Origin of the sequence: Paraburkholderia sp. BCC1884 (assembly GCF_900996225.1) — a bacterium.
Taxonomy (GTDB): Bacteria; Pseudomonadota; Gammaproteobacteria; order Burkholderiales; family Burkholderiaceae; genus Paraburkholderia.
This window is the reverse complement of the sequence record NZ_CAAJGL010000156.1, coordinates 21,277-35,685: the sequence shown is the minus strand read 5'-3', so window position 1 is coordinate 35,685 and position 14,409 is coordinate 21,277. Positions and strand designations below refer to the sequence as shown.

12 protein-coding genes are annotated in these 14,409 nt (G+C 63.0%); 10 read left to right on the top strand and 2 right to left on the bottom strand.

What is annotated here, in order from left to right:
- Positions 1-65: 65 nt before the first annotated feature.
- On the bottom strand, positions 66-983 hold the full coding sequence (locus tag FQ705_RS32715; protein ID WP_144149011.1) for a helix-turn-helix domain-containing protein: 918 nt from the start codon (positions 981-983) through the stop codon (positions 66-68).
- 393 nt (positions 984-1,376) lie between these two features.
- Positions 1,377-2,198: an alpha/beta fold hydrolase gene (locus FQ705_RS32710; RefSeq protein ID WP_144149433.1), complete on the bottom strand. Its 822-nt coding sequence runs from the start codon at positions 2,196-2,198 to the stop codon at positions 1,377-1,379.
- A gap of 504 nt (positions 2,199-2,702) precedes the next feature.
- Between FQ705_RS32710 and FQ705_RS32705 the strand changes: the two genes are divergently transcribed.
- From FQ705_RS32705 to FQ705_RS32660, 10 genes are all read left to right on the top strand, one after another.
- Positions 2,703-3,395: a hydrolase gene (locus FQ705_RS32705; protein WP_144149009.1), complete on the top strand. Its 693-nt coding sequence runs from the start codon at positions 2,703-2,705 to the stop codon at positions 3,393-3,395.
- A 173-nt stretch (positions 3,396-3,568) separates the two neighbouring features.
- Positions 3,569-5,437 carry an amidohydrolase gene (locus FQ705_RS32700; RefSeq protein ID WP_144149007.1) on the top strand — a complete coding sequence of 623 codons (1,869 nt, stop codon included), beginning with the start codon at positions 3,569-3,571 and terminating at the stop codon, positions 5,435-5,437.
- A gap of 62 nt (positions 5,438-5,499) precedes the next feature.
- On the top strand, positions 5,500-6,969 hold the full coding sequence (locus FQ705_RS32695) for a mechanosensitive ion channel family protein (RefSeq protein ID WP_144149005.1): 1,470 nt from the start codon (positions 5,500-5,502) through the stop codon (positions 6,967-6,969).
- Between the two features lie 139 nt (positions 6,970-7,108).
- Positions 7,109-7,930: an alpha/beta fold hydrolase gene (locus FQ705_RS32690; RefSeq protein WP_144149003.1), complete on the top strand. Its 822-nt coding sequence runs from the start codon at positions 7,109-7,111 to the stop codon at positions 7,928-7,930.
- Between the two features lie 81 nt (positions 7,931-8,011).
- On the top strand, positions 8,012-8,653 hold the full coding sequence (locus tag FQ705_RS32685) for an HD domain-containing protein (RefSeq protein ID WP_144149001.1): 642 nt from the start codon (positions 8,012-8,014) through the stop codon (positions 8,651-8,653).
- Positions 8,654-8,694: 41 nt separating this feature from the next.
- Positions 8,695-8,946: a DUF1427 family protein gene (locus FQ705_RS32680; protein WP_144148999.1), complete on the top strand. Its 252-nt coding sequence runs from the start codon at positions 8,695-8,697 to the stop codon at positions 8,944-8,946.
- A gap of 74 nt (positions 8,947-9,020) precedes the next feature.
- Positions 9,021-9,971, top strand: coding sequence for a VOC family protein (locus tag FQ705_RS32675; protein WP_144148997.1), 951 nt, complete (start codon positions 9,021-9,023; stop codon positions 9,969-9,971).
- Entirely contained in the window at positions 9,961-11,556 is a 1,596-nt protein-coding gene (locus FQ705_RS32670) for an alginate export family protein (protein WP_260854698.1), read from the top strand. Before FQ705_RS32675 ends, FQ705_RS32670 begins: the two co-directional genes overlap by 11 nt.
- A gap of 51 nt (positions 11,557-11,607) precedes the next feature.
- Complete coding sequence (locus FQ705_RS32665; protein ID WP_144148995.1) at positions 11,608-13,338, top strand: FAD-dependent oxidoreductase; 1,731 nt, start codon at positions 11,608-11,610, stop codon at positions 13,336-13,338.
- 77 nt (positions 13,339-13,415) lie between these two features.
- Entirely contained in the window at positions 13,416-14,405 is a 990-nt protein-coding gene (locus FQ705_RS32660; RefSeq protein WP_409934759.1) for an MBL fold metallo-hydrolase, read from the top strand.
- Positions 14,406-14,409 lie beyond the last annotated feature (4 nt).

Genomic DNA, 14,409 nt, shown 5'->3' with positions numbered 1-14,409 from the left:
CTCGACTGGTCCCCTTGTGTCTTGTCGGTTAGTGCGATGCTTTGTAGGAAAGTCTATTCGTGCGGTCAGGCGCGGCCGGCCTGACGGCGCCAGTTGCCGGGCGGCGTGCCGATCAGTTGCGAGAAAGTCCGCGTGAAATGGCTCTGGTCCGAGAAGCCGCAGGCGATGGCGATTTCGGACAGGGAATAGTCCGAATGTTTGAGCATCTCGCGGGCCCGATCGATGCGTTTTTCGAGTAGCCACTGATGCGGCGTGCGACGCGTGGTTTCGCGAAAGGCGCGAATGAAGTAGCTGCGCGACAGGTTGCACGCGCTGGCGATCTCTTCGATCGACACGTTGCCTTGCGATTTCGAAAGCAGCATCTCTTTGGCGCGTGCTTCCTGCAGATTCGACAAGCGGCGCCCCGCGCCGTCGGCGTGGCCAGGCGTTTCACCGTAGCGATCCAGCAGGTGAGTGCCGATCGTCACGCCCAATTGCTCGACGAAGAGCGCACTCGCCTCGCTCTGACGATCCAGCGTGAGCGACAGGATCTGCGCGAGGTGGCCGAGCACCGGGTCTTTCGGGCCCGCCAGCGGCGACAGCCTCGGGGAGCTCGACCCGCTGCGCTCATAGGAAGCGTTCGTGATGAACGCGCGCGAGAGTTCGATCAGCACGAAATCGAAGCCACCTTGCAGGTCGGCTTTATAGTCGTCCGCGAAGTCGCGGATGTAAATGCAGTCCCGTTCGAAGTCGTGGGTGGTCCAGCGGTGTTGCGAGAAAATCCGCCGGCGATGGCCGGTTTCCAGCGCGACACCGATCAGAAAACCTCGTTCCGAGCCGTGCATGGCGACCGCGCTCGTTTGATCGTCGCGAGTGGATTTGCGATAAAACTTGAATTCGCCCGAATCGAGTTCCAGGTCCCGGCCGAGATGGCTCGACAGACACCCTAATGAGTCTTTCGATCGTGCGGCCGTGGCGGCGGATGTCTGTGTGTCGTTGAACATGGTTCATCACCTCGGTTCGTCGCGCTGCAGTCCACTGCGTGTCGTCATTTACCCCGAACTTATAAGTTGGGCCGAGGGGCGCCATTATGGCTTAATCGGCTGCAATCAGTATGTCTTTGAGTTAAATATTTCGTCTGTTTTATATCTGGAATGAAATCCGGCCATTTGGCGCAATATGTTATCGCTTGATAATCCTGGCGGCTATTTCAACAGAGGATTTTAAAACGAGCCCGTCGAACTGCCGTGGCGACGTGGGCCGGACCATGATAACGGCATTAAAGCGCAAAAAAATAAGGCCGGGAAATTGTGCCGGGCAACAAAGCCGGAAAAAGGTGAGACAGATAAATGACAGGGCGGCGGTAGTTTCATGGGCACGCGCCGCCCTGCCGCGCATCAGCTCTGCAGGAACGCGAGTAGATCGGCGTTGACCTTGTCCGCCTCGGTCGTGCACATGCCGTGCGGCGCGCCCGGGTAGACCTTCAGCGTGGCGTTCTTCACCAGCTTCGCCGACAGGCGGCCGGCGTCGTCGATCGGCACGATCTGGTCGTCGTCACCGTGCAGAACGAGCGTGGGCACGTCGACCTTCTTCAGGTCGGGCGTGTAGTCCACTTCGGAGAACTGCTTGATACATTCGTACTGGCCAAGGATCGAACCGAGCATGCCTTCGCGCCAGAACTCGTCGATGGTGCCTTGCGAGATTTTCGCATTGGGACGGTTGAAGCCGTAGAACGGCACCGCCAGGTCCTTGAAGAACTGCGAGCGATTGGCCGCCGTGCTCGCGCGGATGCCGTCGAACACGGACATCGGCAAGCCATTCGGGTTGTTTTCGGTCTTGATCATTTGCGGCGGCACGGCGCTGATCAGCACGGCCTTCGCCACCCGCGCGGAGCCATGACGGGCGATGTAGTGCACGATTTCGCCGCCGCCCGTGGAATGGCCGACCAGCATCGCGCCTTTCAGGTCGAGGTGGTTGATGACCGCGGCGAGATCGTCCGCGTACGTATCCATGTCGTTGCCGAACGACGGCTGGTCCGAACGGCCATGGCCGCGGCGGTCGTGCGCAACGACGCGGTAGCCCTTCTGCACCAGAAACAGCATCTGCGCGTCCCACGCGTCGGCATCGAGCGGCCAGCCGTGCGAGAAGACGACCGGCGTGCCGGTGCCCCAGTCCTTGAAATAGATCCGCGTGCCGTCTTTTACCGTAACCGTGTTCATCGTGTGCTGTTCTCCGTGTGAGTGAGATGAATTGCCCGCATGGGCGCTACCGCTCGCTGCCGCTGCCGCCATTGCCACGCTCGGGGCGGCCATTGCGGCGACCGCCGCGCCGGCTGCACCGGCTCCCGCGACCAGTAGTTGCCGGCGATTTGCCGAGGTGATTCCCGATGGATTAGCCAAGTTTTTTCTCCAGTCTTTTGATGGTATTGGACGCCGGGGCGCGACGAAGCCCGCCACGATGTCGCTGACTTCAATCGTACGGTGAGCACGCCTGTATAGAACTTCAGATTGCTTAATTCTTCTGAAGGCTGGTGATTTTCACGCTCGTCTGCGCCGTTATTCCATTGCTGGCTGGGATCACAATTTTTTTAAGAAGGTTTAAGGAGTTCGACAAGGACTCTGGCAGGCGGCATGGCTAGACTGGGTCTCAGTTCTTCACGCCGGGCTTCGAACAAGCACGGCTTGTTTTCCCCGGTCAACTTACTCATTAGGACGTACCTCGCCATGTCAAATCCGAAACTCGAAGTCCTGACGCCTGCCAACTCGCAGATCATCTTTATCGACCAGCAACCGCAAATGGCTTTCGGTGTCCAGTCGATGGATCGCCAGGCGCTGAAGAACAACGTCGTCGGCCTCGCCAAGGCGGCGAAGGTGTTCAACATTCCGACCACGATCACGTCGGTGGAATCGGAGAGCTTCTCGGGCTATTCGTACCCCGAATTGCTGGACGTGTTCCCGGATCACAAGGTGCTGGAACGCACGTCGATGAATTCGTGGGACGACCAGAAGGTCCGTGATTCGCTGGCTGCCGCCGGTCGCAAGAAGGTGGTCGTGGCGGGTCTGTGGACCGAAGTCTGCAACAACACCTTCTCGCTGTGCGCGATGGACGAAGGCGACTACGAGATCTACATGGTCGCCGACGCCTCCGGCGGCACCTCGAAAGAAGCCCATGACTACGCGATGCAACGCATGATTCAGGCCGGCGTGGTGCCGGTCACGTGGCAACAGGTGCTGCTCGAATGGCAACGCGACTGGGCGCACAAGGAGACGTATGACGCCGTGATGAAGATCGCCAAGGAACACTCGGGCGCATACGGCATGGGCGTCGACTATGCGTACACGATGGTGCACAAGGCGCCCCAGCGTACCGCTCAGCAGCACGAAATCCTGGCACCGGTGCCGGCGAAGGTGAAGTAAGCAGCGCATTCAACACATCGCGCGGAATTCGAGGGCGAGACATCGAGTCTCGAATTCCGCATGTGGGCTTCACTCTGCTTCTGAATACCTCATGGATGCGGCACGCGACGAGCGGCCGCTGTCCGTGACTAGCTCCGCGCGTGCCAACCGGAGCGCTCCTAATGAGGATCGCCATGACTTCCAACACTTCCGCGCCGACGCCGGCCGAAGTTGTCTTTTTCAACGGCAAGATTGCCACGCAGGACGACAAGCGTTCTTTCGCCGACTCGGTCGCCGTGGCGAACGGGCGCATCGTCGCCGCGGGTTCGCGCGATGCCGTGATGCGTCACGTGAACGAGGCCACCCGGCAGATCGACCTCAAAGGCCGCACGGTCATTCCGGGTCTGAACGACTCGCATCTGCACATCATTCGCGGCGGCCTGAACTTCAATATGGAGTTGCGCTGGGACGGCGTGCCGTCGCTGGCGGACGCGCTCGAGATGCTGCGCAAGCAGGTGGCCCGCACCCCGGCGCCGCAATGGGTGCGCGTGGTGGGCGGCTGGAACGAATTCCAGTTTGCCGAACGTCGCGCCCCGACGCTCGATGAAATCAATGCGATCGCGCCGGACACGCCGGTGTTCATCCTGCATCTGTACGACAGCGCCTTGCTGAACGGCGCAGCCTTGCGCGCCGTCGGCTACACCAAAGACACCCCCAATCCTCCGGGCGGCGAGATCCAGCGCGACAAGCGCGGCAATCCGACCGGCATGCTGATTGCCCGGCCGAACGCCGGTCTCCTGTACTCGACGCTCTCGAAGGGTCCGAAGCTCGGGCTGGAAGATCAGCGCAATTCCACGCGTCATTTCATGCGCGAGCTGAATCGTCTCGGCGTGACGAGCGCGATCGACGCGGGTGGCGGCTACCAGGCCTATCCCGACGACTACGCCGTCATCATGGAGATGGCGAAGAACAGTGAATTGACCGTGCGCATCGCGTACAACCTGTTCACGCAGAACGCCAAAAAGGAGATCGAAGACTTCGCGAAGTGGGTGAAGATGACCCGGCCCGGCGAAGGCGACGATTTCCTGCGCGTGAACGGCGCGGGCGAAATGCTGGTGTTCTCGGCCGCCGACTTCGAAGACTTTCTGGAGCCGCGCCCCGACCTGCCGGACACGCTCGAAGACGAACTCGAAGCGGTCGTCAAACTGCTGGTGGCCAATCGCTGGCCGTTCCGTCTGCATGCCACGTACAACGAATCGATCGAACGCTTTCTGAATGTGTTCGAACGCGTGAACGCCGAGATTCCGTTCAACGGACTGCGCTGGTTCTTCGACCATTGCGAAACCATCACGCAGAAGAATATCGACCGCGTGCGCGCGCTCGGCGGCGGGATCGCGATCCAGCACCGCATGGCGTATCAGGGCGAGTACTTCATCCAGCAATACGGTGAAGAAGCCGTCAAGCGCACGCCGCCGATCCGTCACATGCTCGACGCAGGCCTGCCGGTCGGCGCCGGCACCGACGCAACGCGCGTCGCCTCTTTCAACCCGTTCGTGTCGCTGTACTGGATGGTGTCGGGCAAGACGGTGGGCGGCACGTCGATGTATTCGAGCGAGAACAAGCTCGATCGTATGGAAGCCTTGCGCCGCTATACGGTGGGCAGCGCATGGTTCTCGAACGAGGAAGAACGCAAGGGCGCGCTGGTGCCGGGTCAGTTCGCGGACTTCGCGGTGCTGAGCGACGACTACTTCACGGTCGACGAAAGCCACATCAAGTACCTCGAATCGGTCATGACCGTGGTGGGCGGCAAGGTGGTCTATGCGGACGGCGACTTCAAGCCGCTCGCGCCGGCCGATCTGCCGGTCAGCCCGTCGTGGTCGCCGGTGGCGGAATTCGGCGGCTATAGCCGCTACAAACCGACCGCAGTGGCCTGCGTGGACGGCTGCGTGAATCTGTGTGGCGTGCATGCGCATGCGCACGGCTGGGCATGGCGCAAGAACGTGCCGGTCAGCGATTCGAACGGCTTCTGGGGCGCCCTGGGATGCAGCTGCTTCGCGTTCTGAGTGTTGCAGCTATCGCGCTCTGAATCTGGCGGCTTCCTGCTTCCAGGCGAACGAGGACCTTCATGCCGACCCTGAACGATGGCGTGTTGTACGGGCTAGGCATCCTGGTCCTCGATTTCCTTGCATGGCGGTTCATGGATCGCAAGACCGAGCCGATGCGCCTCGCGTTGCGGGCGCTGATGTTCGGTCTGTCGAGCCTCGTGCTGTTCAGCAAGGGCATGAATCCGCTGCGCGCGGCGCCCTGGCCGGACGAGCCGCTGCGGCACCTGCTTGCGCAGGTGCTGGAAGTGGTGTGGTGGTTGCAAGGCGCGCGGCTCGTGACGATTCTGCTCGATCGCGCGGTGCTGCCGGAAACGTGGCACAAGGAGCGGCTCTTTCAGGACGTGTTCGGCGCGCTGGTGTTTCTGGCGGCCGCGGTGGGTGCCATCGCTTTCGTGCTGGAGTTGCCGGTGCGCGGTTTGCTTGCGACCTCCGGCGCGCTCGCCGTCGTACTCGGACTCGCGATCCAGAGCACCTTGAACGACGTGTTTTCCGGCGTGGTGCTCAATGCCACCGAACCGTTTCGCATCGGCGACTGGATCACCATCGGCGAAGTGGAAGGCAAGGTGGTGGAAAGCAACTGGCGCGCGACGAGCCTGCTCAACGGGCAGGGCAATATCGTCGTGATCCCCAATAGCGTGGCGGCGCGCACCAATATCGTCAACGCCAATCAACCTTCGCACACTCACGGTATCAGCGTGATGCTGCCGATCAAACCGTCGGTGCGTCCCGCCACCGTGTTGCAGGCGCTCGTCAATGCCGCGGCCAGTTCGGAAAACGTGCTGACCGATCCGAAGCCGCTCGTCAGCGTGCGCCGTGCGACCAACGACGCGATCGAGTACGAGATCGTCTGCTATGTCGATTCCCTCAGCAAGAAGGTCGAGGTGCGCAACGAACTGTTCGATCTCGCGCACCGGCATTTGCTGTCGCGCGGAGTCGTGCTGCATCCCTTGTCCGTGGCCGATCCCACCTTGGCCGGTAGCGACGAGCAGCAACGCCTGCTGCGCAACGTGCTGATTTTCCAGGCGCTCGACGACCACGAGATCGGCGAACTCGCGCCGCAGCTCACGCGTCACGAGTTCGATGCCGACGAAACGATCTACGACGGCGCCGACGTCAGCGGCCATGAGTTGCACATTCTGGCGCGCGGCGTAGCGAAGGTCTCCGTGCCGAAAGACGGCAGCGCGGTCGAACTGCGGCGGCTCGCGCCGGGCGATTCGATCGGCCAGTCCGGCATTCTCGCCGGCGTCAGAAGCACGGTGACGGTCAGCGCGCTGACTCGCGTGGTCGTGTTGCGGCTCGACAAGGCCGCGTTGACGCCGATCCTCACGCGACACCCCGAGGTCGCGCACGAGATGTGCCGGCTGCTCTCGGAGCATCACGAAGACGAAAAACTGCTGCTCGCCACGCCAGCCGAAACGGACGGGAACGCGGGCGGCCTGTTCCAGTGGATCCGCGATGGCGTACGGCGTCTTCATGACCTCGCGCTGTGATCGGGAATGAAAGTGCGTCCGTCGATTAAGTCTTTTTAAGAATCCCCCAAGGCCTTTATTGGGTTAACTCGCTACGCTGTGTGGGACAGTCGGCAATGCTCTTGCTGCCTCGACCCGCGCGATCTATCAGGAGTTTCACGTGAGCACTTTCATCACTTCCGACGGGACTGAGCTGTACTACAAGGACTGGGGCACGGGTCAACCGATCGTTCTGAATTCCGGCTGGCCGCTGAGCGCCGACATGTGGGATTACCAGATGATGTTCCTCGCCGAGCACGGTTTTCGTGTGATTGCACACGACCGCCGCGGTTTCGGCCGTTCGTCCCAGCCTTGGACGGGCTACGACTACGACACCTTCGCCGGCGACGTGCACGAACTGATCGAAGCGCTCGATCTCAAGGACGTGATTCTCGGCGGCTTCTCGATGGGCGGCGGCGAAGTAGCGCGTTATATCGGCCGATTCGGCACGGCGCGCATCGCCAAGGCCATGCTGATCAGCGCCGTCACGCCGCTGATGATGCGCCGCGAAGATCATCCCGAAGGCATGGACCCGGCGATCTTCGACGGTATCCGCGCAGGCCTGCTGAACGACCGCGCGAAGTTCCTCGATGAATTCGGCCCGGTCTTCACCGGTAGCAAACTGCCCGGTTCGAACGTGAGCCAGCAGATGCTCGACTGGACGCTCGGCATGGGACTTCAAGGTGGCTTCAAAGGCACGTACGACTGCGTCAAGGCTTTCGCCGAAACCGATTTCAGACCGGACCTCGCTAAATTCGACGTGCCCACATTGGTGGTGCACGGCAACGGCGACGCCGTGGTGAATTTCGACGCAACCGGCAAAGCGGCTGCCGCCTTGATCGAGGGCGCGAGGTTTCTGGTTTATGAAGGGGCGCCGCATGCCGTCTACTTCACGCACAAGGATCGGCTCAATCAGGACATGCTGGAATTCGCGCGCTCCTGAAGGTTCGCACGATCGCGAGGTCCGGCCGGATGGCCGGGCCATAGATACCCCGTAGCGCCAGTCCGAGAGGGAGGCGGTGACATGAAACAAAGCATTGCCGGCATCGAGTTTCCCGACGGACCGATGGCACGGGCCGCGACCGGGCGGATCCGCGCAACGCAGTCCGAATTGATGTTCCATCACGCGCTGCGGGCGTTTCTGTTCGGTGCGCTGACGGGTCATCGCGAACAGTGCGAGTTCGACGCGGAACTGCTTTATGTCGGCGCGCTGTTTCACAACGCCGGGCTGGATGCACGGTATGCGCGTTCGCCGCACCGCTTCGAAGTGGACGGTGCGAACGAGGCGCGCGACTTCATGCTTCAGCAAGGCGCATCCGCCAGTGCCATCAAGGAAGTCTGGGCGGCGATTGCGCTGCACACCACACCGGGTGTGCCGGAACACATGACGCCGCTGGTGGCGCTGATGAGCGCGGGGATTCAGATGGACGTGCGCGGCGCGGGCTATCACGACTTCACCGCGCAACAGCGCGACGACGTGGTGCAGGCGTTTCCGCGTGAATCCACCTTCAAGAAACAGATCATCGAGGCCTACGCGCTGGGTATGGCGAATCGGCCGGAAACGACGTTCGGCACCATCAATGCCGATGTGCTGGACCGCTGGGATCCGAACTACCGCCGCCTGAATTTCTGCGGGTTGGTGCTGGGTTCGGACTGGCCGACTTGACGCGGCTTGCCGCGTATGACGGGTATCAAAAGGAAATCAGAATGGGCTACATCATTTCATTGGGCGTCGGCTTCGGCGTCGGACTGCTCTACTGGCTGCTCAAGGTGCAGTCGCCGGCGCCGCCGCTGATCGCGCTGGCCGGTCTGCTCGGCATGGTGCTCGGCGAGCACGCCATCCCGGTCGTCAAGGCGCAGCTGTTCGCGCAGACATCGACGGTGCAGGTTGCGGACCCGCTCAAGGGCGCCGCCGCGCCCAAGCCGGCCACGCCCGGCGCCACCAAAGAGGGCGGCTGACCGTTTGCTGTCCGCGCGGTGCTTTCATGGCGCGTACCAGATTTCAACTCTTGCTAACACTAGTGGGTAATCACATGTTCTCTTCGCTTCAGCGCCTTCGTCCGCTCGCCGTCCTGTGCGCGGCGCTCCTGGTCGGCCTCGCGCCGGCCGTGTCGGCGTATGCCGATGCCGGGCCGCCCGAAGTTCCGACCGGCAAAGCGGCAATGTCCGCGCGGCAGCCCGATGTCTCGGTCGGCCCGCAGTACGACACCACTCACGTGTATGTGGCCGACGCCGACCTCGACGCCTTCGTCAACAGCTTCATCGCCACCTTCGGCGGCAAGGCGTCGCCGCGAGCGGTGTTCACCGTCACGCCGACGCCGAGCAAGACGGCCTCGCAATACGTGCAGACGCCGGTCGGCATGCTGTCGGTGTTCGGCTTCGAGACGCCGATTCCATCTCCGTTCGGCAATGAACGCACCGGCTATCTGGTCACGAATATCGATCAGGCCATCAAGGCGGCGCGTGCGGCCGGCGCCGACGTGCTGGTCGACAGCTTCGACGATCCGATCGGCAAGGACGCGGTGATCCAGTGGCCGGGCGGTCTGACGATGCAGCTGTACTGGCACACCAAGGCGCCGGACTACGCGCCGCTGCACAGCGTGCCGGACAACCGCGTGTATGTGTCGCGCTACGAAGCGAACAACTTCGTGCGCCGCTGGGTGCACTTCTCGCACGGTAAGGTGGTGTCGGACAATCCGCGTGCGGATGCCGGGGTGATCGGCCGTCCGGGCGAGACGATCCGCGAGATCCGCATCAATTCGGGCTTCGGCCGCATGGTCGTGTTCGTGACGGACGGCAAGCTGCCGTTCCCGTTCGGACGTGAGACCACGGGCTACGGCGTCGACGACCTGGCGCAGACGCTCGAGCGTGCGCAAGCGGCTGGCGCGAAGGTGTTGTACGCGCCGTATAGCAGCGAGTCCGGCAAGACGGCGGTGCTCGAATTCCCGGGCGGTTATATCGCCGAAGTGCACGATGGCGAGTAACGCCGCCGCCGCGAAGCCGCCCGTACTTCCCAGGCGGTTGAACGCCTTGCGCGCACTGAAGTCGCGTGGGCGGCCAGGGCAAGGCTCGGCGCTGCGCGCCGCGCGTGCCTTGCTGCTCAGCACGGGGCTGGCGGCTGCGCTGCCCGCCTCGGCGGCGGACACCGCACTCGGCAGCGCCGACGACACCAGCACGATCAGCACGACCGGCACGACCACCGCCCCGGCGATCGTGACGTCCGGCCCGACCGTGCCCGCCGTGGCGGACACGTCCTGTGCGCGTCCGGCCATCATGTTCAATCGCTGGCAGGAAAACTGGTCGGTGCTCGCCAATCCGTGCGTGCCGAAAAAGCCGCTCGATTCGCTGAAATATATCCCGCTGTTCGGCAACCCCGATGCCTACATTTCGCTCGGCATGATTCTGCGCGAGCGGCTGGAGATCAACGACGCGCCGCTCTTCGGTCTCGGTTCGGGCCATGACGACACCTACCTGCTGCAGCGGCTGGAAGTGCATGCCGATGTGCACCTCGGCCCGCACGTGCAGATCTTCACGCAGTTCGAGAGCGCGCAGCCTTACGGCAAGGACAACGTCTCGCCGGTCGACAAGAACCCGCTCGACCTGCGTCAGGCGTTTGTCGCGATCACCGAACCGCTGGGACCGGGCACCGTGAAATTCCGCGTCGGCCGTCAGGAGATGGCGTTCGACTTGCAGCGCTTCGTGTCCGTGCGCGACGGCCCGAACGTGCGGCAGGCCTTCGACGCGATCTGGGCCGACTATGAAACCGGCCCATGGCGCTGGATCGCCTACGCATCACAGCCCGTGCAATACCGCGACAACTCGGATTTCGACGACGTCTCCAATCGCGACCTGACCTTCAGCGGCGTGCGGGTGGAGCACAAGAACATCGGGCCGGGCGACCTGTCGGCGTATTACTCGCGCTACAACCGCAACAACGCGCATTTCCTCGACGCGGCCGGCGACGAGCATCGCGACGTGTTCGATACGCGCTACGCGGGCTCGGTCAATCACATCGACTGGGACATGGAAGGGATGTATCAGTCGGGGCATGTCGGCAGCAAGACGATCGGCGCATGGGCGGTGGGTTCGCTCGCCGGCTACACGCTGGCCTCGGTGCCGTGGACGCCGCGTCTGGGCATTCAGGTGGACGCCGCCTCGGGCGACAGCCATCCCGGCGATGGCCGGATCGGTACCTTCAACCCGCTTTTTCCGAATGGCTACTACTTCGCGCTGGCGGGCTACACCGGCTACGCCAACCTGATTCACGTGAAGCCCACGCTGATCGTCAAACCGAACAGCAAGCTCTCGCTGCTCGCGGGCGTCGGTCTTCAATGGCGCGAAACCACCGCCGATGCGGTGTACCAGCAAGGCTCGGCCGTCGTGCCGGGGACGGCTGGCCACGGCAGTCGCTGGACCGGCTTCTATACGCAGCTTCGTGCCGATTATGCAGTGACGGCGAATCTCGCCGCGGCGCTCGAAGCCGTGCATTTTCAGGTCGGGCCCTCGCTGCGCGCGCTGGGTGCGCGCAACGCCGACTATGTCGGCGCGGAACTGAAATTCGGCTGGTAGCAGGCGGCTGCGCGCCTGCCACCCGTCCGATGGATTAGAGAGGTCTTTGATATGCGTACGCCAGAAGAATCGTTCGGCGCGGTTGCTCCGTCCGAACTCGAGCTGCCGTTTTCTTCGCTGGAATACCGCCAGCATCAGATGTTCCCGCGCCTGTCGGCTGCGGAAATCCAGAGCCTGCGACGCTTCGCCATGCCGATGTCGTTCAAGGCCGGCGAGATGATCTTCCAGACCGGCGAGGTCGCGCTCGGCCTGTTCGTGTTGCTGCAAGGACGGGTGCGGATCTTTTCGCGCGACAGCTTCGGCCGCTCGACGCTCGTCACCGAACACGAAGACGGTCACTTCATGGCGGAGATGGCGCAACTCTCCGGCAAGCCCGCGCTGATCGACGGCGTCGCGCTGACCGATGTAGAAACGCTCGTGATCGAGCCGGACCGCTTGCGCGCGTTGATCGTCGCCGATGCGCAACTGGGCGAGCACATCATGCGTGCACTGATTCTGCGGCGGCTCGGGTTGATCGAACAGCGGCTCGGGCCAATCATCGTCGGCAACGGCGACGATGCGCGCCTCGTCGCCTTGCAAGGTTTCCTGCGCCGCAATGCCTATCCGGCCATGGTGATCGACGCGCGAACCGATCCCGAGGCCGTCACGCTGCTGGGCGGCATCACCACCGGGCCCGGCGATTTTCCGCTCGTGTTCTGCCCGAACGGTCATGTGCTGCGCGCGCCGGACGAGGCGCAACTCGCGTCCTGCCTCGGACTCGTGCCGACTTTCGAGCGCTCGCATGTCTACGATGTGGCGATCGTCGGCGCGGGACCGGCGGGACTCGCGGCCGCCGTGTATGCGGCGACCGAAGGCCTGTCCGTGGCGGTGTTCGATCAGCGCGCGCCAGGCGGGCAGGCCGGCGCCAGTTCGCGCATCGAAAATTATCTGGGCTTTCCGACCGGCATTTCGGGCCAGGCGCTGGCCGCGCGCGCGTTTCAGCAGGCGCAAAAGTTCGGCGCGCATCTGGCGATTCCCGGCAAGGTCACCTGTGTGACGCGTGACGAAGACCGTTTCGTGCTGACGCTGTTCGACGGCCAGTCGATCAACGCGCGCACGGTGGTGGTCGCCAGCGGCGCAGCGTATCGCCAGCCGACGGTGGCCGGCTTCGAGAGTTTCGAAGGACGCGGTACGTACTATTGGGCGTCGACAATCGAAGCGAAGCTCGTCAAGGACCAGGACGTCGTGCTGATGGGCGGCGGCAATTCCGCGGGCCAGGCGGTCGTGTTCCTCGCCAACTTCGCGCGCAGCATTCGTGTGCTGATTCGCGGCAAGGACCTGAGCGCGAGCATGTCGAAGTACCTGATCGACCGGATCGCCTCGCTGCCCAACGTCACGCTCTGCAATGCCTGCACGCTGCGTTCGCTCGAAGGCGACGAGGCCGGCCTCACGCATCTGCATGTGCGCCACGAGGACGAAGGCCGCGATGAAGTGCTGGCTTCGCGCCATCTGTTCCTCTTCATCGGCGCGGACCCGAAGACGGATTGGCTCGGATCGAGCGGCGTGGAACTCGACAACCGCGGCTTCGTGGTGACCGGCTTTGCGCGCAGCGAACATGGCCACGCCAATGCACGGGCGCGCTTTCCGCTGGAAACCAGCGTGCCGGGCATGTTCGCGGTCGGCGACGTGCGCTCGGAATCCGCCAAGCGTGTGGCCGCAGCGGTCGGCGACGGCGCGGCGGTGGTCGCGCAGATTCACGCGTATCTGAGCGAACTGGCCACGCTATCCACTCAGGACGTTTAAGAAAAATTAGCGGGTGTGCCGAGCGATCGGCCGCTATGCTTTTTCCATCAACACGGCAAGATCGAGGCAATCAGATGATGAAAGGGATTCAACGCAAATGGGTCATGCAGGCGCTGACGCGGTGCATGCTCGTATTGAGCGTTGTGGCGAGCGTCTGGAGCGGGGCGGCGTGGGCCGCCGCGCCGCAGGTCAAAACGCAGGCGCCGGGCTTTTACCGGATCATGCTGGGCAGTTTCGAAGTGACTGCGCTGTCCGACGGCACGCATCCGTTTCCGATCGACACGGTGGTGCAGGACATCCCGAAGGCCGAGATCGCCCGCGATCTGACGCGTGACTTTCTGCAGACGCCGGTGCAAGGCTCCATCAATGCCTTTCTGATCAACACGGGCTCGAAGCTGATCCTGATCGATACCGGCGCGGGCGTGTTGTATGGCGACTGCTGCGGCAAGCTGCTCGCCAATCTCCGTGCTTCGGGCTATCAGCCGGAGCAGATCGACGAGGTGCTGCTCACGCATCTGCACAAGGATCATGTCGGCGGCATCGTAACGAACGGCGCGATGGCATTTCCGAATGCAGTAGTGCGCGTCAGCCAGACCGAAGCCGACTATTGGCTGAATCCGGCGAACAAGACCACGGCCCCGGCTTTTCTGAGCACGTTCTTCGACGCGGCCATCGCCACCGTGGCGCCTTATAAAGCGGCTGGACGCTTCGTGCCTTTCACCGGCGAACCCGAACTCGAGTCCGGTATCCGCGCGGTCGCGTTGCCCGGCCATACGCCGGGCCACACCGGCTATCTCGTGGAGAGCGACGGCAAAGACCTGCTGGTGTGGGGCGATATCGTGCATGTGGCGGCGATCCAGTTGCGCAATCCGAAGGCTTCGGTCGAATACGACACCAGTGCCACGGATGCGCAACGCTCGCGCCGCATGGCCTTCAATCTCGCGGCGCAGAAGGGTTATCTGATCGGGGCGGCGCATATTGCTTTCCCGGGCCTCGGGCACATCAGAAAGAACGGCAATCAGTATGAATGGGTGCCGGTCAACTACTCGGCGGTACCGGGGCCATGACCAT

Bases quoted from the DNA above. Each gene is read 5' to 3' on its own strand.
- FQ705_RS32715 (WP_144149011.1), bottom strand. From the start codon at position 983: ATGTTCAACGACACACAGACATCCGCCGCCACGGCCGCACGATCGAAA.
- FQ705_RS32710 (WP_144149433.1), bottom strand. From the start codon at position 2,198: ATGAACACGGTTACGGTAAAAGACGGCACGCGGATCTATTTCAAGGAC.
- FQ705_RS32705 (WP_144149009.1), top strand. From the start codon at position 2,703: ATGTCAAATCCGAAACTCGAAGTCCTGACGCCTGCCAACTCGCAGATC.
- FQ705_RS32700 (WP_144149007.1), top strand. From the start codon at position 3,569: ATGACTTCCAACACTTCCGCGCCGACGCCGGCCGAAGTTGTCTTTTTC.
- FQ705_RS32695 (WP_144149005.1), top strand. From the start codon at position 5,500: ATGCCGACCCTGAACGATGGCGTGTTGTACGGGCTAGGCATCCTGGTC.
- FQ705_RS32685 (WP_144149001.1), top strand. From the start codon at position 8,012: ATGAAACAAAGCATTGCCGGCATCGAGTTTCCCGACGGACCGATGGCA.
- FQ705_RS32680 (WP_144148999.1), top strand. From the start codon at position 8,695: ATGGGCTACATCATTTCATTGGGCGTCGGCTTCGGCGTCGGACTGCTC.
- FQ705_RS32675 (WP_144148997.1), top strand. From the start codon at position 9,021: ATGTTCTCTTCGCTTCAGCGCCTTCGTCCGCTCGCCGTCCTGTGCGCG.
- FQ705_RS32670 (WP_260854698.1), top strand. From the start codon at position 9,961: ATGGCGAGTAACGCCGCCGCCGCGAAGCCGCCCGTACTTCCCAGGCGG.
- FQ705_RS32665 (WP_144148995.1), top strand. From the start codon at position 11,608: ATGCGTACGCCAGAAGAATCGTTCGGCGCGGTTGCTCCGTCCGAACTC.
- FQ705_RS32660 (WP_409934759.1), top strand. From the start codon at position 13,416: ATGAAAGGGATTCAACGCAAATGGGTCATGCAGGCGCTGACGCGGTGC.